Source organism: Roseibium sp. AS2 (assembly GCF_038900065.1).
Taxonomy (GTDB): domain Bacteria; phylum Pseudomonadota; class Alphaproteobacteria; order Rhizobiales; family Stappiaceae; genus Roseibium.
Genome location: NZ_JBBMQN010000006.1, coordinates 289,598 through 307,988, shown reverse-complemented (window position 1 = coordinate 307,988; position 18,391 = coordinate 289,598). Strand labels below are relative to the sequence as shown.

At 62.7% G+C, this 18,391-nt stretch carries 21 protein-coding genes; 13 read left to right on the top strand and 8 right to left on the bottom strand.

Features of this window, described 5'->3' with window-relative positions:
• Positions 1–99: 99 nt before the first annotated feature.
• Positions 100–768 (bottom strand): class I SAM-dependent methyltransferase, encoded by a 669-nt coding sequence (locus WNZ15_RS19280; protein ID WP_342894639.1) that lies wholly within the window; start codon positions 766–768, stop codon positions 100–102.
• Positions 769–947: 179 nt separating this feature from the next.
• Positions 948–1,094, bottom strand: coding sequence for a hypothetical protein (locus tag WNZ15_RS19275; protein ID WP_342894638.1), 147 nt, complete (start codon positions 1,092–1,094; stop codon positions 948–950).
• A gap of 85 nt (positions 1,095–1,179) precedes the next feature.
• Between WNZ15_RS19275 and WNZ15_RS19270 the strand changes: the two genes are divergently transcribed.
• Positions 1,180–2,082, top strand: coding sequence for a LysR family transcriptional regulator (locus WNZ15_RS19270; protein ID WP_342894637.1), 903 nt, complete (start codon positions 1,180–1,182; stop codon positions 2,080–2,082).
• Between the two features lie 79 nt (positions 2,083–2,161).
• Here WNZ15_RS19270 and WNZ15_RS19265 read toward each other — a convergent pair whose 3' ends face one another.
• Complete coding sequence (locus WNZ15_RS19265) at positions 2,162–3,070, bottom strand: alpha/beta hydrolase (protein WP_342894636.1); 909 nt, start codon at positions 3,068–3,070, stop codon at positions 2,162–2,164.
• Positions 3,071–3,467: 397 nt separating this feature from the next.
• On the opposite strand from WNZ15_RS19265, the gene WNZ15_RS19260 reads away from it, so the two are divergent.
• Entirely contained in the window at positions 3,468–4,172 is a 705-nt protein-coding gene (locus WNZ15_RS19260; RefSeq protein ID WP_342894635.1) for a ParA family protein, read from the top strand.
• A gap of 7 nt (positions 4,173–4,179) precedes the next feature.
• On the opposite strand, the gene WNZ15_RS19255 is transcribed toward WNZ15_RS19260, so the two are convergent.
• Positions 4,180–5,100 carry a DMT family transporter gene (locus tag WNZ15_RS19255; RefSeq protein ID WP_342894634.1) on the bottom strand — a complete coding sequence of 307 codons (921 nt, stop codon included), beginning with the start codon at positions 5,098–5,100 and terminating at the stop codon, positions 4,180–4,182.
• 181 nt (positions 5,101–5,281) lie between these two features.
• Complete coding sequence (locus WNZ15_RS19250) at positions 5,282–5,614, bottom strand: hypothetical protein (RefSeq protein ID WP_342894633.1); 333 nt, start codon at positions 5,612–5,614, stop codon at positions 5,282–5,284.
• Positions 5,615–5,959: 345 nt separating this feature from the next.
• On the opposite strand from WNZ15_RS19250, the gene minC reads away from it, so the two are divergent.
• The 3 genes from minC to minE are packed head-to-tail and all read left to right on the top strand — an operon-like array spanning position 5,960 to position 7,905.
• On the top strand, positions 5,960–6,769 hold the full coding sequence (gene minC / locus WNZ15_RS19245) for a septum site-determining protein MinC (protein WP_342894632.1): 810 nt from the start codon (positions 5,960–5,962) through the stop codon (positions 6,767–6,769).
• Positions 6,770–6,826: 57 nt separating this feature from the next.
• Complete coding sequence (minD, locus tag WNZ15_RS19240; RefSeq protein WP_342894631.1) at positions 6,827–7,648, top strand: septum site-determining protein MinD; 822 nt, start codon at positions 6,827–6,829, stop codon at positions 7,646–7,648.
• The gene (minE, locus tag WNZ15_RS19235; RefSeq protein ID WP_342894630.1) at positions 7,645–7,905 is read left to right on the top strand and encodes a cell division topological specificity factor MinE; all 261 of its coding nucleotides are present in this window, start codon (positions 7,645–7,647) and stop codon (positions 7,903–7,905) included. The genes minD and minE overlap by 4 nt, the downstream gene beginning before the upstream one ends.
• Positions 7,906–8,271: 366 nt before the next feature.
• Here minE and WNZ15_RS19230 read toward each other — a convergent pair whose 3' ends face one another.
• Positions 8,272–9,873, bottom strand: coding sequence for a peptide chain release factor 3 (locus tag WNZ15_RS19230; protein WP_342894629.1), 1,602 nt, complete (start codon positions 9,871–9,873; stop codon positions 8,272–8,274).
• A gap of 178 nt (positions 9,874–10,051) precedes the next feature.
• Here WNZ15_RS19230 and WNZ15_RS19225 point away from each other — a divergent pair, with 178 nt between their 5' ends.
• Complete coding sequence (locus WNZ15_RS19225; RefSeq protein WP_342894628.1) at positions 10,052–10,606, top strand: DUF2585 domain-containing protein; 555 nt, start codon at positions 10,052–10,054, stop codon at positions 10,604–10,606.
• A gap of 9 nt (positions 10,607–10,615) precedes the next feature.
• On the opposite strand, the gene WNZ15_RS19220 is transcribed toward WNZ15_RS19225, so the two are convergent.
• Positions 10,616–11,290, bottom strand: a complete 675-nt coding sequence (locus WNZ15_RS19220) for a GntR family transcriptional regulator (protein WP_342894627.1) — start codon at positions 11,288–11,290, stop codon at positions 10,616–10,618.
• Positions 11,283–12,320 carry a Gfo/Idh/MocA family oxidoreductase gene (locus WNZ15_RS19215; RefSeq protein WP_342894626.1) on the bottom strand — a complete coding sequence of 346 codons (1,038 nt, stop codon included), beginning with the start codon at positions 12,318–12,320 and terminating at the stop codon, positions 11,283–11,285. Before WNZ15_RS19215 ends, WNZ15_RS19220 begins: the two co-directional genes overlap by 8 nt.
• 187 nt (positions 12,321–12,507) lie before the next feature.
• Between WNZ15_RS19215 and WNZ15_RS19210 the strand changes: the two genes are divergently transcribed.
• The 7 genes from WNZ15_RS19210 (at position 12,508) to otnC (ending at position 18,384) form a co-directional block, all read left to right on the top strand.
• Complete coding sequence (locus WNZ15_RS19210) at positions 12,508–13,521, top strand: TRAP transporter substrate-binding protein (protein WP_342894625.1); 1,014 nt, start codon at positions 12,508–12,510, stop codon at positions 13,519–13,521.
• Positions 13,522–13,601: 80 nt separating this feature from the next.
• Positions 13,602–14,132 carry a TRAP transporter small permease gene (locus WNZ15_RS19205; RefSeq protein ID WP_342894624.1) on the top strand — a complete coding sequence of 177 codons (531 nt, stop codon included), beginning with the start codon at positions 13,602–13,604 and terminating at the stop codon, positions 14,130–14,132.
• Complete coding sequence (locus WNZ15_RS19200; RefSeq protein ID WP_342894623.1) at positions 14,129–15,412, top strand: TRAP transporter large permease; 1,284 nt, start codon at positions 14,129–14,131, stop codon at positions 15,410–15,412. The genes WNZ15_RS19205 and WNZ15_RS19200 overlap by 4 nt, the downstream gene beginning before the upstream one ends.
• A gap of 14 nt (positions 15,413–15,426) precedes the next feature.
• Positions 15,427–15,717 (top strand): putative quinol monooxygenase, encoded by a 291-nt coding sequence (locus WNZ15_RS19195; protein WP_342894622.1) that lies wholly within the window; start codon positions 15,427–15,429, stop codon positions 15,715–15,717.
• A complete protein-coding gene (locus tag WNZ15_RS19190; protein ID WP_342894621.1) occupies positions 15,714–16,511 on the top strand; it encodes an N-acyl homoserine lactonase family protein in 798 nt (265 codons plus the stop codon). Before WNZ15_RS19195 ends, WNZ15_RS19190 begins: the two co-directional genes overlap by 4 nt.
• Positions 16,508–17,740, top strand: coding sequence for a 3-oxo-tetronate kinase (gene otnK, locus WNZ15_RS19185; protein WP_342894620.1), 1,233 nt, complete (start codon positions 16,508–16,510; stop codon positions 17,738–17,740). Before WNZ15_RS19190 ends, otnK begins: the two co-directional genes overlap by 4 nt.
• Positions 17,737–18,384, top strand: coding sequence for a 3-oxo-tetronate 4-phosphate decarboxylase (otnC, locus tag WNZ15_RS19180; RefSeq protein WP_342894619.1), 648 nt, complete (start codon positions 17,737–17,739; stop codon positions 18,382–18,384). The genes otnK and otnC overlap by 4 nt, the downstream gene beginning before the upstream one ends.
• Positions 18,385–18,391: the final 7 nt, after the last annotated feature.

The window sequence follows — 18,391 nt, the reverse complement described above, 5'->3', positions numbered from 1 at the left end:
ACGGAGAGTGGACAACTCCTAGCATCCGCCCCCGATGGCCACAAGCTGTCCCTGTCCACCGTTCCGGACCGGCTTGAACCGCTCGGCCGGAACCGTCTGTTACAGTTTCCGGGCGACCACAAACCGGCTGAAGGGCGCCGGATAGGTTCCCGTCTCGATGATCTCGAAGCCCGCGGCGGTAATCAGGTCTTCGAGAGCCTTGAAGGAATAGAACCGCACGTAGGGCGCCTTGCCGAACAGCTGCATCACCTTGACCATCGGGCCGAAAAGCCAGGCCCGTTTCTTCAGGCAGACCGACTTGGAGATGAACAGGCCGCCGGGCCTGAGCAGCTCCCGCGTACGCGCCAGCGTGTCTTCGCCGTTTTCCACCAGATGCAGGAAATTATAGGCCAGGACAGCATCGTAGCCCTTGTCACCTGCGGGTTCCACCTTCTCGCTGAAGACGTCGGCAACCGCGAAACGCAAGCCTTCAGAGGCCGCACCGGTCTCCTGTTCGCCGGACAGTTTCCGCTCGGCGATCTCGATCATGCCGTCGGCGAAGTCCGTGGCCAGGTAGGACCTGACGTTGCCCGCCAGGCGCAGGGCGGTCGACCCGGTGCCACAGCCCAGTTCCAGAACGGCGTCCTCCGGCCCCAGGTGTTCGATCGTGCGGGACAGCGTCTTTTCATAAGCGGCCTCATCCTTGATCGGATGGGCGGCATATTTGCGGGCCATCTTGCTCCAGAAGCCGGCGGAAGACGGCACGTCATTGCTCCATGTGGTCGCCAAGGTCGGTGTTCCATTTCGGTTTGTTCAGACAGGGTCGAGGGCGCCTTGAGATCCGCGGTTCCAGGTCATGCAGGCAGGTCATGCGGGCAGGTCACGGAGCGAGGATGACATCCGGCAAACGCAACCTCGCATTCCGGACGATCTCCGGAGCATCCGTTTCAGGGATGTCACAACCCTGGCTATTTCTTCTTTCGGGAGCCGCCGCGCAGACCGATCTGATGCAGAAAGCCGCGGCCGATGTCACGCCCCCCCGTGGGCGACGCCAGAAACTCAAGCACCGAAAGAACAATGTTGGCCAGTTGGATCATCAGTGAGGACGGGCTCATTGGCGACCTCCTTTCCCGAAAAATGTAGCCTCTTCAGAAATGAATGGAAATTGCGGAAATACGCCTGAGTGATATACATATTTGCATGAACTGGCAGAGCATCACCTTCGACTGGAACCAGGCCCGCGCCTTTCTCGTGACCGCGGAAGAAGGATCGCTGTCGGCGGCGGCCCGTGCATTGAGGCTGACCCAGCCGACCCTGAGCCGTCAGGTCGCGGCGCTGGAGGAAGCGCTCGGCGTGACGCTGTTCGAGCGGGTCGCGAAATCGCTCGTCCTGACCGATGCCGGCATCGAGCTGGCCGAACATGTGCGGGTCATGGGTGAGGCCGCCAGCCGGGTGTCGCTCGCAGCCTCGGGCAAGGCACAACAGGTCGAAGGCCTGGTGACCATCTCCAGCACCGATCTGATGGCAGCCCACATCCTGCCCGACATCCTGAGAGAGCTGCGGGACAAGGCCCCCGGTATCGAGGTGAAAGTTCTTTGCACCAACAGCCTCAGCGATCTGCGCCGGCGCGAAGCGGACATCGCCGTCCGTCATGTGGCACCGGACCATCCCGATCTTTATGCCCGCAAGCTGCGCGAGGCCCCTGCCCGGATCTACTGCGCCCGTTGTTATCTGGACGCCCGGGGCGGCAAGTTGTCCAAGGCGGATGCCGCGGGCCTCGATTTCATCGGATACGACAACAACGAGGAACTGGTCAGCTACTTGCGCGCCTTCGGGCTCGATGTCGGCGAGGCCAATATCCGTCTGGGCTCGCCCAATGGCGTGGTCGCCTGGGAATTCGTCCGCCGCGGCTTCGGCCTGTCGATCATGGCCGACGAGATCGCCGCCCGTTTTCCGGAGATCGTGCCCGCCTTTGAGGATGTCGAGCCGGTGACCTTCCCGATCTGGCTGGTCACCCACCGGGAACTGCACACCAGCCGGAGGATCCGGACCGTGTTCGACCATCTGGCGGAGGGGCTGCTACGGGTAGAACCGGGCTTCTGATGCGTTCAGACGTGCAGGGGCATGTTCCGACCAGAGCACACGAAAGGTCCCTGCCCGGAGCCGGGCCTGATACCCGTGTTCACCGCAACATCCAGTTGAGCACCTGGCGCCAGTCGGTCATACGGATCGGGGTGCCATGGGTGCCGGTGTCGAACAGGGTGAACCTGATCGGATAGCCCGGTGCCCGGGCCTTGATCTGCTTGAAGAAATTCGCCTGATCCTCCCAGTTATAGACCCGGTCGAGGGTCCCCTGGCCCATGTAGACCGGAACGTTGCGCGACAGGGCGCCGGAGGACAGGAAGTTCGGATCCTTTGGCGAGCCAAGCAGCACAACGCCGCTCAGAAGGCTGGCGTAATTGGCGTTCTTGACGAGATTCCAGCAGATGATGCCGCCCATGGATCCGCAGGCGACCACCACTCTGGCGTGCGGGGAAAGCTGTTTCTGGTACCGGATCAGCGCGGCGATATCCGCCGTGCCGCGCTTGTCGAAATTCGTGACATCGACGGTCAGGTAGGCACCACCGTTGCGAACCATCAGGTTCTGCACCCGGTTGAAGTTGCCCCCGAAGGAGACGTCGTTCATGCCCTGGAAGCGATTGCCGCCCTGGCCGTGAACATAAAGAACGATGGCATTGGCCCCGCCCTTCCATTTGCCTGTGCCCATGTACAGGACCACCCGGCCGTTGGCGTTCAGTTCGGCGCTGCCCCGGCCGCGCTTGGGCCTGTAGGAGACGTAATTGCCGTAGACCCGGCGTTCGTCGACCTCGTCGCGGTCGCGCAGGTCGCGCTGCTTGGAATATTCCACCACCAGAAAATCGCCGCCATAGAGCGTCTCGTGGATCTTCTTGTAACGGAACAGTCTGTCCTTGTAAGGCTTCAGGGCTTCCGCCTGCACCGGAGCTGCCATCCCCAACACTGCGAGAAGGGCACCCGCCAGTACTATCCTGACGATGCCGGCCGGGCGGCCATTCCTTATCCGGTGCAGCATGGGGCGTCCTTTTTGCGGGCAAATCACGCGGTCGGCTCACACACTAAGCGCCCGCCAATTGCCATGCAATCGGCGGTCCGCCAAAAAAGCTGTGGCGGATACGGGTCCGCGCCGGGCAGTTCATGCCCGCGCCGCTGCCAATGCCGGTGCCGGGCGGTTCCAGGGTACGCAGCCCTGCAATTTGTACCGAGACAGGCCGGCCGTTTTATCCACAAGTGCTGACATTCATTGAATAACCGGCTCGCAAATTGCGAATTTAAGAATTTGGTAACCATAAAAATCCAAGACTTCCAGTGAGATATGACCCGATGAAACCATCGGCGAGTTCAGCGCCCTGCCCGCACGATTGCGGTTCAGGCTGATCTCGAACATGCGCGGCAAGGTCAGGAGAGCCCAGATGCCAGTTATTTCCTTCGCGAACGCAAAGGGCGGCGCCGGAAAAACCACAGCCGCCCTGCTGCTGGCGACAGAAGTCGCCGCACGGGGAAAAAGTGTCACGATCTTCGACGCGGATCCGCAAAAGTGGATCTCGAAGTGGTTCGAACTGCCGAAGTCCCGTCCGGGCATCAGCGTCGTCAGCGAGATCTCACCGGCCTCGATCACCGAGCAGATCACCTTCGCGGCCGAACAGTCGGACTTCGTCATCGTAGACCTCGAGGGAACGGAAAACCTGATCGTGGCCAACGCCCTGTCGGTGTCGGATCTCGTGGTGGTGCCGATCCAGGGATCGTCGATGGACGCGCGCGGCGGCGCCAAGATCCTGACCTTGATCAAGAAACTGGAACGGATCGTCCGGCACGACATCCGGCATTGCGTCGTGCTGACGCGAACCAATGCCGCGGTGACCACGCGTGCCATGAAAGCGGTCCAGGACTTCCTGTCGGCGCAGAGCATCGACGTCCTGATGACACCGATCGTCGAGCGCGCCGCCTTCCGCGACATCATGGAATTCGGCGGTGGCCTGGCCGATCTGGATCCGTCCGTCGTCAGCGGCGTCGCCAAGGCGCGCGAAAACGCGGCGCTCTATGCTGCGGAGGTTCTGGAACGGGCCATCTCGGTACCCAGGAAGCGCTGGTACAACGTCTTCAAGCGGGCGAGCTGACTTTAGATCATTTGGGTTGCGGCCCGGTGTCGAAGCGCGGATTGGCGGTCTTGAGCACAGGGGTCTGCAGGGAGACATTCTCCCGGCTCTCGCGCCAGACGACGAAGATGCCGGAGGCGATGATGATCGTCGAGCCGACGGCAACGTAGATATCCGGCGTTTCGGCGAAAAACAGCACGCCGAACAGGGTCGCCCAGATAATCTGGCTGTACTGAATGGGCGCGACCACCGCGGCCGGCGCCGCCCGGTACGCGCTGATCAGGAACGTCTGCGCGATCACGGAGAGAAAACCGATCGATGCCATCAGGCCGAGATCGACCAGCTTCACCGGCACATAGACAACAGGCAGCGTCAGCGACATTGCGAACATCGACAAGAGCATCGGATAGAGAATAAGCACCACGGAGCGCTCCTGGCCGCCGAGTTTGCGGACCAGGATCGTGGCCAGGGAGTTGGCGCAGGCGGCCGTCAAAGCCGCCAGATGGCCCAGCGACATGGCGGTAAGGCCGGGCCGCAGCACAATCAGGACGCCGATCAGGCCGACGACCACCGCAGCCCATCTCTGCGCCCTGACGGTTTCGCCGAGCAGCGGCACGGAGAAGGCGGTGATCAGCAGCGGCATTGCGAAAAGCAACGCATAGACCTCGGCCAGGGGCAAAGCGGTGAAGGCATAAAAGCCGCAGGACATGGAAATGATCGTCAGACACGAGCGCAGCAGCACAAGCCAGGGGTGGCGCGGGCGGAAGTTGTCGACGGCCTTGTCCGCCAGCATCAGCATCGACATCGGCACAAAGGCGAACAATATGGAAAAGAATATGATCTGGAACGCCGGATAGGAACCGCCGAGCGTCTTGATGAGCGCGTCATGGCTGGAAAAGATGGCGAAAGCAACGAGTGCGGCGATCAGCCCCTTGAATGCTGCGGTCATGGGATCGGCCTTCTTCGGTAGGATGCGCGCCAGCCCAAACCTGAATATCCGGAGAAAGCGTGGCGCGAGATCGACACGATCCTACACGCCCTTGCAATGAAGGTGGACCACCAGCAGGCCGGCAATCCGGACCGCACCCCGCGTTATCAAGAGTTTTTTGCCGGCTCAGACGTCCGAAGGGTCAGACGAACACCCTTGCCAGAGCAGCGACGGCCAGGGCGGTGGCGGCCCGTTTTGGGCCCGCATAGTCAGAGGCGGCCTGTCCGGGCACGATCAGGTCGATCCGGTTGAGATCCGTCGCCTCGATATGGTCGAGGTCGGCCGACTTTGCGGCTTCCTCCGCCGAAACCCGGATTTCGTCGAGCATGCTGACGAGGCCCTGCCAGATGTGCAGCGGCGGCGCCTCACTGGTGTTGCACCAGCGAACAATATCGTCCTCAGTCACTCTCAGAACCGAAGCGGCTTCCGCAGGGGCGAGACCAAGATAGCTCATAACAGCGCTGAAATTACTCATTCTTTTCCCCAAAGACGAACGAAGCCCCTGACACCCGACGTATTATATTGCACTGCAATATGGCGAAAATCCAGAGCTTTACAGGAATTTAGTTAACTCCTGCACCGGCAAAGGAATGCCGCAGGGGACTTTCCGGCGATTCTCGCGACCCGACTCGTCATTTCTGTCAGGCATCTGTCCCATGAACACGCCGGACGGCCTGTCCGTTCCATCAATTAGCTGAATTACTTGAGAAAAATCGATATCGGTGGAAAACGGATGGCGGTCGGATTGTCCGGTTCGGTTAATGATAAGTTTAATGAAGCAAATCACTTTGACCGCCGACGCCGCCGGACCCCTCTTTAGATGAAGTTCAAGGGAAAATCCTTCATTGCAATCGTGCTGAGTCCGGAACTGCCTTTCGCAGACTGGTTCGGGGAGATCGACCGCATCATTGCGCGCACTCCGGGCTTTTTCATCGACCGGCCGATCGTTCTCGATGTGCGCGGCAGCAAGATCCCGATCGGAGATCTGGAGCACTTGCTGGAGGAACTGGGCCAGCGTTCGATACGCGTCATGGGCATTGACGGGGTCGCGGGAACGCGGCTGAAACCCGGCATGCCGCCGAGTTTTTCCGGAGGACGGCTGACTGCCGAAGTCGACGTTCCCGAACCGGTGGCGGGCAAGCCCGATGCGGCAACGGATAGACCCGATGCCGAACAGGCCAAGACTGCGGCGGCGGCGGACAAACCAGGCCCGAAACCGGAAAAGAAACCGATCGCACCGGACGGCAAGGACGCCTACCCCGACCGGGACATGCAGGCCGGTCCTGCTTGCATCGACAACGGCGCGTCGATCGTGATCACCGAACCGGTCCGCTCCGGCCAGAGCATTCTGCATCCGGACGGCGACGTCACGGTGATCGGTTCGGTCAGTTCCGGAGCGGAAATCATCGCCGGAGGATCGATCCATGTCTACGGCGCCCTGCGCGGCCGGGCACTGGCGGGTGTTTCGGGCAAGGACTGCGCCCGCATCTTCTGCTCCAAGTTCGAGGCGGAGCTGGTGTCCATCAACGGTCTCTACAAGGTCGCGGACGACTTCGACGCAACCTTGCGCAACGCGCCGGCCCAGATCCGGTTCGAGAACGAAACGCTGGTCTTCGAACAGCTGAATTAACCCCGGACACGGCTGGCCAGAGCCAGCGGGTCCGCAACAGGAAACAGGACGAACACCATGAGCAACGCAACCGTCGTTGTGGTCACGTCAGGCAAGGGCGGAGTGGGCAAGACCACGACCACAGCGGCCATTGCCTCGGCGCTCGCCAAGGAAGGTTACCAGGTCTGTGCCGTCGACTTCGACGTCGGCCTGCGCAACCTCGACCTGATCATGGGCGCCGAACGCCGGGTCGTGTTCGATCTCGTCAACGTGGTGCGCGGCGAAGCCTCGATCAAGCAGGCGCTCGTCAGGGACAAGAAGCTGAACAACCTGTTCCTGCTGCCTGCCTCCCAGACACGGGACAAGGACGCGCTGACGGAAGAAGGCGTTGCCAGTGTCATCAGCGAATTGCGCATGTATTTCGACTGGGTGATCTGTGACAGCCCGGCCGGTATCGAGCGCGGCGCGACGCTGGCCATGCGGCATGCGGACGAGGCCATCATCGTGTCCAATCCGGAGGTTTCCTCGGTGCGCGACTGTGACCGCATCATCGGGCTTCTGGATGCCAAGACCAAGGTCGCCGAGGATGGCGGCCGGATGCCGAAACATCTGATGATCACCCGCTATGACACCGAGCGTGCCAAGACCGGTGACATGCTGGCGACCGACGACGTGGTCGACATCCTGTCCGTGCCGCTGATCGGCGTGGTTCCGGAAAGCAGGGACATCCTGAAAGCGTCCAATGTCGGCGTGCCGATCACCCTGTCGGACGAAACCTCACCGGCGGCCAAGGCCTATATGGAAGCGACCAGGCGCCTGCTCGGCGAAAACATCCCGGTCACCATTCCCGAAGAGAAGAAGGGCCTGCTCGGCAAGTTCTTCAGAGGGAGGGCCGCATGAACATCCTGAGCTTCTTCGGCAAACGGGACGAGAGCGCTTCCGTCGCCAAGAACCGGCTGCAGATCCTTCTCGCCCATGAACGGGCCGATGACGGCTCCGACGCGGTGCTGATTTCCAGCCTGCGGGAGGACATCCTCGCGGTCGTCGCAAGGCGCGTCAGTATCGATCCGGATTCCGTCCGGCTCGAGATGGACCGCTCCGGCGATGTCACGACCCTCGGCATCGACATCGAACTGCCGTCCGCCCGGGCATCCTGATCGGGCAAGGGGCTCCGGCCGGCAAGCGCCGGCTGGCGCCCCTGGACACCCGTCCCTCGATGCTTCCCGGCCATCCCCGACTTGATCGGGGACCCAATCACTTCCAGAGCGCTGGAAAGGTTTCCAAAGGGCAGTTCGCGGCGCGTCGTCCGAGGAGCGTCAGTGCGTGCTGCGAGGGGCATTGGATCCCCGCTCGGGGCGGGGAAGGCGCAGCGGGGTGTGGTGCGGCATGCGCCATTCCGTCTGCCTTTCGTCCCCGCCGCCGCCATCCCCGGCGAGCGCAGCGCGGACCGGAGACCCGATCGTTTCCAGAGCGCATAAAAGGCTTTCAGACAGGCCGCCAGTCCTGCGGGCCCGTTCCGGCGATCACGCCTCGTAGACGATTTCCCGCGTCTCGCGGAACTTCACGTCTGAAAACTTCTCGGTCACATGGCCGATTTCCCAGGCGTTCTTGAACAGGAACACCGGCTTGTCGTCACGGTCGTTGGCGATCGACATGCGGTGGCCTTCGATCATCTTCTGCAGCGTCTGACTGTCCGTCTCGATCCAGCGGGCGGTGGTGTAAGGCACGGCCTCGAAGCCGATCTCGGTGCCGTATTCGGCCTTCAGCCGGTCGACCACCACATCGAGCTGCAGCGCGCCGACGACGCCGACGATCCAGTTGGAGCCGAGATCCGGCTTGAAGATCTGGACAAGGCCTTCCTCGGCCAGATCCTGAAGACCCTGGCGCATCTGCTTGACGCGCATGGTGTCGGCAAGACGCACCCGGCGCAGGATTTCCGGGGCGAATGCCGGCAGGCCGGTGACATGGATGCTCTCGCCTTCGGTCAAGGTGTCGCCAACCCTGAGCTGGCCGTGGTTGGGCACGCCGATGACATCGCCCGGATAGGCGAGGTCGGCGATCTCGCGCTCCTCGGCAAAGAAGAAGATCGGCGCTGACACCGCGATCTGCTTGCCGGCACGCACGTGTTTCAGCTTCATGCCGCGCCGGAAAGTGCCCGAGCACAGGCGCAGGAAGGCGATCCGGTCGCGGTGTTTGGGGTCCATGTTGGCCTGAACCTTGAAGACGAAGCCGGTGACCTTGTCCTCGTCCGGCATGATCGTGCGGCCGCCGGTCGCCGGCTGGGAATGCGGCGGCGGTGCGAATTCGGCGATGAAGTCGAGAATTTCCTCGATGCCGTAGTCGCGCAGGGCCGAACCGAAGAAGACCGGGGTCAGATGCCCTTCCAGGAAACTCTCGCGATCGAATTCGGCGTAGCCTTCCGCACCGAGTTCAACGTTTTCTTCCAGCTCGTTCAGAACCCGATCGAAGACCGTACCGGTCAGGATCTCGTCGTCGAGGCCCGAAACGTCCTTTGTCTGCGTAAAGGCCCCTCCCCGATCGCCGGCGGAGGTGTGGAACTTCTTCTTCTGCCAGTCGTAGACGCCGAAGAAGTCCGAGCCCATGCCGACCGGCCAGGTCTGTGGCGAGACGTCCAGCGCCAGCGCTTCCTGGACCTCGTCGAGGATTTCCAGGGCGTGACGGCCCTCCCGGTCGATCTTGTTGACGAAGGTGATGATCGGAATGTCGCGCAGGCGGCAGACCTCGAACAGCTTGCGGGTCTGGGTCTCGATGCCCTTGGCCGCATCGATCACCATGACGGCCGCGTCGACGGCGGTCAGCGTGCGGTAGGTGTCTTCGGAGAAGTCCTCGTGGCCCGGCGTGTCGAGCAGATTGTAGATGATGCCGCCACGCTCGAAGGTCATGACGGAGGACGACACGGAGATGCCGCGTTCCTGCTCGATCTTCATCCAGTCGGACCGCGCCCGGCGGCGTTCACCACGCGCACGCACCTGACCGGCGGCCCGGATCGCGCCGCCCGACAGCAGCAGCTTTTCCGTCAGCGTGGTCTTGCCCGCATCCGGGTGGGAAATGATCGCGAAGGTGCGCCGGGCTTGATAGGGTGCCGTGCCGTTGAGGCTGGTCATGAAAGTCTCCTGGTCGCCGATCCGGCGGGGCCGCGCGACCGCGCCGGTAAAACCGGGGGCGCAACCTGTCAATCAAGGCCGGACGGATTGATGTTTCGTTGGCGCAAGGTCATAGAGAGAATCCCGCTGGATTTCCAGTATTGAATTGTCCAGCCCCTTCAGTTCCCGGGAGTGTCCCTTGAGCCGCCGCAAATGTTTCCTCCTCGGCTTCGCCCTGATCGCCGCCACCGCCGTCCTCCTGCTCGCCATGGGGCGGATCCCGATCTGCGACTGCGGCTACGTTCAATTCTGGACCCCGGCGGACGATCTCGCCGGCTCGTCCCAGCATATTGCCGACTGGTACACGTTCTCCCACGTCATCCACGGTTTCATCTTCTACTGGGTGCTGTGGCTGGCGTTCAGGCGCCACACGGTGTGCGAGCGGGCGCTTGGCGCAATCCTGATCGAGGCCGCCTGGGAAATCGTCGAGAACAGCCCCTGGATCATCGACCGCTACCGGGAGGCGACCATTGCCGTGGGATATACCGGCGACAGCGTCCTGAATTCGGTGTTCGACATCCTGTGGATGCTGGCCGGGTTTGTGTTCGCCTGGCGACTGCCGGTCTGGGTCACGGTGCTGACAGCGATCGTCTTCGAACTGCTCGCCCTGTGGGTGATCCGGGACAATCTCACGCTGAACGTGCTGATGCTGGTCTACCCGGTCGACGCGATCAGGATCTGGCAGGGCGGCTGAGCCCCCGGGTCAGAGCTGAAACAGCTTGTGCTTCTTCAGGAGATCGATCAGCACCTCGCGGGCGTGCTGGCGGTGGCTCCTGTGGCGCTCGCGGGCGGCCGCGGCATCGCCCTTGCGGATCGCGTCGAACACCGCCCGATGGTCCTCGTTGGACCTGACCGGCAACGGCCGGATATAGAGCGTCATCGCGCGGGCGCGGCGCACCTGATTGGCCATCATCGAGACGATCGACTGCACGCGGGAATTGCCGCCCAGGCGCACGAGTTCGGCGTGAAAGGCGTGATCGGCGACGGCCCAGGCCTCCCGGTCCTCGTTCTTCAAGGCCTCCTCCATCGCCTCGATGGACTGTTTCAACGCGCCGAGGTCCTCCTCGGTATACCCTTTGGAGGCGGCTTCCTCCGCCGCCAGGGCTTCGAGTTCCGTCAGGACCGCATAGATCTCTTCCATGTCGGTGCGTGACAGGGTCGCGATCCGGACGCCCTTGCGCGGGCGCACTTCCAGCAGTCCCTGCTGGGCGAGCATCAGGGTCGCCTCGCGCACGGGCGTGCGCGACATGCCGAGCCTGTCGGCCAGTTCGCTTTCCAGATGATCGGAGCCCGCCGCCAGTTCGCCGTCGAAGATCAACTGGCGGATCTGTTCCATCGCCTGGGTGGTGATGGTCTTGGGTTTTGACGCCTCAAGCACTGTCTAACTCCCGGATTTTCAGGCCCAGCCGGTCGGATTCATACAAAGCCTGTTCTATGGCGATCACCTTGAGATAGTCACGCGCCCGATTCTCCAGCGGCGTTCCGTCGAGAATACCACTCACAACGTGGTCTATCAGATTCTTGACGCAATCGCCCCCGAAGCCCGGCCAGGCCCTGGCTTCAAGCAGCACTTTGCCCTCCTGATCGCCGAAAGAACGCAGCCGCACGGAACCGTCGCCGGAAAGTGTCAAGGTGCCCCTGGTGCCCTCCGCGAGGGCCTCGCCCAACGTCGTGCGGCAGTTTTCGGCGGCATGATCGAGCAGGCGGTTGCCGTCGAACAGCGCGCGGACCCCGTTGTCGTGGTCGAAGATGAAATAACCCGCGTCCTCCCCCTTGATGACCGAGTTGAGACGGCGGAGATCCGCGTAGACGGCGACCGGCTCGCCCAGCAGATACCGGAACGTGTCGATCCAGTGGACACCGGTTTCATGGATCAGAAACCTTGGCATGTCCTGGAAATAGGGCTGGCGGTCGAGATAGGCCCGCGGCCCCTGCCCGTCTCCCGTGCGCAGGCGGAAGGTGAACTGGAGCACGTCGCCGATGAGCCCGGTGTCGAGTGCCTGCCGCATCGTCCGGTACCAGGGCTGGAACCGGAAATTCTCGTGAACCACAAGCGTCACGCCCGCCGCTTCCGCAAGCGCCGTTGCCTCCCCGGCCTCATCCAGCGAGGTGCAGAACGGCTTCTGGCAGATGATCGCCCTGACGCCGTGTTCGACCGCCTGCCTGATCGCAGCCAGATGGCTCGGCGGCGGTGTGATGATGTCGAGCAGGTCGGGCTTCGCCATTTTCAGCATGCTGCCGAGATCCGTGAAGGCGGTCAGGCCGGTCGCCGTGGCCTTGTCCTGCTCCCGGTCGCAGGCACCGACCATCCGGACACGGTCCGTCCGCTGCCAGGCGTCATAGTGGAACCGGGAGAAATATCCGGCTCCAAGACAGGCAACGCGCAGGGTCTGTGGGCCGTTCTTCATCTCAGGTTCTCCTCCCACCCTGTTCCAGGGCCTTTTTCATGTGTCACCGGACATTAGGGCAAAGCCGGGGATCAATGGATTTTTTGATAGTCGACATTCGTCACGTTGACAAGGGATTGGTTTGCGTATACGCAATCTAATGTGTAAATTGATACGGCCTATGGAGCGGCCGTGGGAGGAGACTGAAATGCTTGACAAGAAATCATTGAGCCGCCTGCTCTTGAGCGCGGCGATCCTGACCGCCGGCATCGGCGGCGCCGAGGCCGTCGAAACCCTGCGGTTCAGCCATACCGACAATCCGGGCGGCTCGCGCCAGGCTGCGGCCGAACTGTTCGCGGAGAAAGTCGCGGACTACACTGACGGACGCTACGAGGTGCAGATTTTCCCGTCGGGACAGCTCGCCAACGATCCGAAGGCGATCGAACTGTTGCAGCTTGGCGGCGTCGACTTCACCGTCTCGGCGACCGGCAGCTACGCCACCCACCTGCCTTCCCTCAACCTGACGGCCATGCCGTTCCTGGTCGACACCTACGAGCAGGGCTGGGAACTCTATGACAATTCGGAGTGGCTTCAGGGCGAGTTTGCCAAGCTGCCGGAAAAGGGCTTCCGCGTTCTCGGCACCTGGGAAGCGGGATTTCGCAGCTTCACCACCAATGAACCGCTGACTTCGCCTGAAGATGCCCAATCCATGAAGATGCGCGTCTTTCCGAACGACATGATCCGCTGGTCGATGGAAGCCATCGGCTTTCAGACCGTCGTCATGCCGATCACCGACGTCTATCTCTCCATTCAGCAGGGCATCGTGAACGGCCAGGAAAACCCGGTCGACACCATCAAGTCGCTGCGCTTCTACGAAGTGGCGCCTTACATCACGCTGACGCGTCACGTCTACAGCCCGTTGCCGCTGACGATCGCCGAGAAAACCTGGCAGTCCTTTTCCGACGAGGACCGGGAAGCGGTCCTGAAGGCCGCAGCGGAATCCGCTGCCTTCAGCCGTGACCTCGTCAAGAACTCCGTTGACAGCCAGCTCACCGAAATGGAGGAAGCCGGTGCAAAGGTCAGCGTTCCGGAGATCGGACCGTTCCGCGATGCGGTCCAGTCCGTCTACGCCAAGGCAAAGGACGTCTACGGCGATGAAGCGGTCGACAAGATCCTCGCCGATGCCGCAGCCATCCGCGAAAAACTCCCGGCCCAGAACTGATCAAGTCCTAGGGTGAAACTTGCCGGAACCCGAGGGACTGCCTTCCCGGGGTTCCGGCCCTTTCCTGAATGAGAAGAGCCTTGGATTACCGAGAGCATTACCCGGCTGTGCTGCGCTGGCTCAGCCATCTGGTCGACATTTGCCTGGCGCTTGGCGGCTTTTCGATCGTCACCCTGGTGTTCTGCAACGCCTGGCTTCGCGGTTTCGCCGGGTTTGACCTGGCCTGGTCGCTGGAGGTGACCAGCTTCCTGCTGCTTTGGAGCACGTTTCTGGGCTGCGCGGCGGCCATCGCGCGCGGCGCGCACATGCGGGTGACGGAGATCGTCGAGAGGCTGATCCCCTACACCGGCCAGCGGATCCTGTCCGTGGCGATCGACATACTCATCGCCGTGCTGCTGATCAGCCTGATCTATACCGGCTATCTCATCTGCGTCCACACCTGGGCTCAAAAGACGACGGTGCTCTACTGGCCGGTCGGACTGCTCTATGCGTCCATGCCCGCGGGCATGACGGTGACGCTGATCTTCCATCTCTTCAACATGGCATACGACTTCCGGAACCCGGTCGTTCCCCATGCATCCCATTCCGATGGCGGCGAGGCCCTGTCATGATCCTGCTTTTTGTCGTTGCCGTTTTCCTCGGCTCCGTCTTTCTCGGCGTTCCGCTGGTCTGGGCGATCCTGATCACGGCCGTCCTGCCGATCATCGTCTTCGATCTCGGCTATCCGCTGCAGGCCCTGTTCCTGAATTTCATCGGCGGCGTGGAACCGAACCACTTCCTGGCGATCCCCCTGTTCATCGTTGCCGGGGAAATGATGAGCCGTGGCGGCGTCGGCCTGCGCATCATCGGCTTTGCCCGGGCGGCCTTCGGTTTCATGGCCGGCGGTCTCGGCATGGTTGTCGTCGGCGCGTCGATGATCTTCGGCGGCATTTCCGGTTCGGCCATCGCCGACAGCGCGGCCATCGGATCCGTCATGATCAAGAACATGTCCCGTGAAGGCTACAATACGGCATTCGCGGCCGGACTGGTGGCGGCAGCCGGAACGATCGGCATCATCATTCCGCCCTCCATTCCGATGCTGATCTACGGGTTCGTCGGCAATGTCTCCGTCGCGGACCTGTTCCTTGGCGGCATGGTTCCGGGCATCCTGTTCGGATCCCTGTTCATGGCCGTGTGCTATTATGTCGGCAAGACCACAAAATGCGACCCCGGCGGCCGCACCACAACACTCAAGGAGCTGACCTCGTCCTTCATCGGCACCGCACCGGCGCTGTTCATGCCGGTGCTGATCCTCGGCGGTATCTTCACCGGCTGGGTGACGCCGACCGAGGCCGCCGCACTTGCCGTCGTCTACGGGCTTTTCGTGACCACCGTCGTCTATCGCGACTTCAAGCTGCGGGACCTGCCGCGCCTGCTGATCGATTCCTTCGTCACCAGTTCCGTGGTGATGGTGGTGATCGGGGCGACGACGGTGCTCGGCTGGCTGATCACGCTTGAGCAGATGCCGCAGATCCTGGTCGCTTTCGTGCAGGACTTCTCTTCCGGACCCTGGATGTTCCTGCTTCTGGTCAACATTGTGCTCCTGATCCTCGGTCTCGTGCTTGATCCGGTCCCGGCCATCCTTCTGACGGCGCCTCTGTTCCTGCCGACGGCCAAGGCCTTCGGAGTCGATCCGGTCCATCTCGGGGTCATCATGACCTGCAACGTGGCCGTCGGCCTGTTCACGCCGCCGGTCGGCGCTACACTCTATGTGGCCTCGCGGATATCAGGGGTCGGCGTGCTGTCCATTGCGCGCAAGATGGCCCCTCTCTACGTGGCCGCCATCATCGCACTTCTCGCCGTGACCTACATTCCGTTCATTTCAATGGGTATGGTGCACCTGTTCCGGTGACAAGGAGAAAACCGATGTTCGCAGTCACGGTGATGTTCAAGATACGGCAAGGTCAGGCTGATGCCTTCCTGCCGCTGATGAGCGAAAATGCCACGATCTCCCTCAAGACCGAGCCGGGGTGCCGGCAATTCGATGTCTGCAGCGATCCGGCCCGGCCCGACGAGGTCTTTCTCTACGAGCTCTATGACGATGAAGCTGCCTTCAAGACACATCTGGCGACGCCGCATTTCAAGAGTTTCGACGCCGCCGTCACGGACATGATCTCCGGCAAGACGGTCCTGACCTTTACCAAGGTGGCCCAATGACCCCCTGGCACGTCTTTGCCGTCAAATATGCCGACCGGAACGCGCGCACGCGCAAGGACAGCTTCCTTTTCGACGACAATCACGACCAGCCGCACAAAATGGACTATTTCTTCTGGGTGCTGCGCAGGGACGACGAGGTCCTGCTGGTCGATACCGGCTATGACCATGAAGAGGGCGATCGCCGTGGCCGGCCGGTCCGGCTGAACCCGGCAGAGGCCCTGGCGCCGCTCGGGATCCGCCCGGACGATGTCTCGACGCTCATCGTGACTCATCTGCACTATGACCATGCCGGCGGGCTGAAGTATTTCCCCGAGGCAACCATCCATCTGCAGGCCGCCGAAATGGCCTACGCCACGGGTCCCTGCATGTGCCACGGCACGCTCAATGCGCCCTTCACCGCCGATCACGTCTGCGAGGCGGTGCAAAGGCTCTATTCCGGACGGGTGATCTTTCACGAGGGCGACGGCGAGGTCCGTGAGGGGGTCACCGTTCACCGCACGGGCGGCCACAGCAGGGGACTGCAGGTGGTCCGTGTCCTGACCGAAGCCGGCTGGATGTGCCTGGCCTCGGACGCGTCGCACTATTACGAGAACTTCCTGCATGCCAAGCCGTTTCCGATCGTCGTCGACATGGAGGACATGCTGGACGGATTCCGGAAGATCCAGACCCTCGCCAGCTCGAAGGATCTGGTCATCCCGGGCCACGACCCGCTGGTGCGCAAGCTGTTCCCGGTCCACGGACCCGATCACATCGTGCGCCTCGACCGCGGGCCGCTCGAGGGGATCGGCGCATGAAGCTCGGTGTGATCGCGGATGATTTCACGGGCGCTTCCGACATCGCCCTGATGCTGTCGGAAGGCGGCATGCCGACGACGCAGTTCGTCGGCGTCCCGGAGCGTGCCGCCGACGCGGCCGTCGAAGCCGGTGTGGTCGCCCTGAAATCCCGCACCCTGCCGGCACAGGAGGCCGTTGCGCAGTCGCTGAAGGCCTGCGACTGGCTGGTTTCCCAGGGCTGCACGCAGATCGTCTTCAAGATCTGCTCCACTTTCGATTCCACCGACCAGGGCAATATCGGACCGGTCACGGAAGCACTCGCGGACCGGCTCGGCGAGACCTGCGTCCTTGTCTGCCCGGCCTTTCCGGAGACCGGCCGTTCGGTCTATCAGGGTCACCTGTTCGTCAAGGACCTCCTGCTCAGCGAAAGCGGCATGCAGAACCATCCGCTGACGCCGATGACGGATCCCGACCTGCGCCGTGTTCTGCGCAAGCAGACAAGCTGGGAAGTCGGCCATGTCGCCATTGGCACTGTGTGGTCGGGGTCGGACGCCATCAAATGGAGCGCCGCAGCCGCCGGCAAGGCGATGGTGATCGTCGATGCCATCCGCAACGAGGATCTGGTCGCGCTCGGACACGCGGCAGCGGCGCGCAAGCTGCTGACCGGCGGCTCCGGCATCGCGCTCGGACTGCCGCGGAACTTCGGCTTCTCGCCGGGCCGCTCCCCCTGGACAGGCGTCCCCGGCAAGGCAGTTGTCCTGTCCGGGTCCTGCTCGTCGGCGACCCGCAACCAGGTGGGCATCTTCAAGGCGTCGGCGCCGTCGCGGGAACTCCCGGTGGACGATATCCTTACGCAAAAACTGTCGTTGCAGGAGCTCGTCGACTGGACCCTGGCACAGGACACGCCTCCCCTTCTGTATTCCTCCGCAGATCCGCAGGTCGTGGCAGCCGCCCAGGCCCGCCATGGCCGGGACCGCAGTGCGCAGGCGATCGAAACGCTGTTCGCCGGCCTGGCAGCGGCGCTTGCAGAGGCTGGCGTCAAACGGATCGTGGTCGCCGGCGGCGAGACGTCCGGCGCCGTGGTCTCCGGTCTGCAGGCGGACATGCTGCAGATCGGCCCCAGGATCGCCGCAGGCGTGCCGGCGCTCAAGGTGACCGACCGCCCACTGGCGCTCGCGCTCAAGTCCGGCAATTTCGGCGGCCCGGCATTCTTCTCCGAGGCCCTCGCCATTCTGGAGGGTTCGGCATGAGCGAAAGAGCCGCGACACGCGAACAGATCTGCCGGATGGCGAAGTCGATGTTCGACCGTGGCCTCACCCACGGGTCGACCGGCAACATTTCCGTCCGGCTGTCGGACGGCAGCCTGATGGTGACCCCGACAGGATCGTCCATGGGCACGCTGGACCCGGCCCGGATCAGCCACTTGTCCGCCGACGGTGCCCTGCTTTCCGGCGATGCGCCGACGAAGGAGATGCCGCTGCATGCGGCTTTCTACGAAACCCGTCACGGCACCGGGGCCGTCGTGCATCTTCACTCCTGCCACTCGGTGGCACTGTCGCTGTTGCCCGAGATCGACCCCGACAACGTCCTGCCGCCGCTGACTGCCTACGGGATCATGCAGCTCGGCAAGGTGCAGCTGCTGCCGTTTTTCGTGCCCGGCGACCCGGCCATGGGCGAGGCCGTGCGGGGCCTTGCGGGCAGGCGCTCCGCGGTCCTTCTGGCCAACCACGGTCCCGTGGTTGCCGGCAGGGATCTGGACGCGGCGGTCTTCGCCACGGAAGAACTGGAAGCAACGGCACGGCTGGCCCTTCTGCTTCGCGGAACGGCCGCCACCTCTTTGAATGATCAGCAAGTTGCCCGGATTGTCGATCGCTTCGACATTGACTGGCGTTAAGGACGAA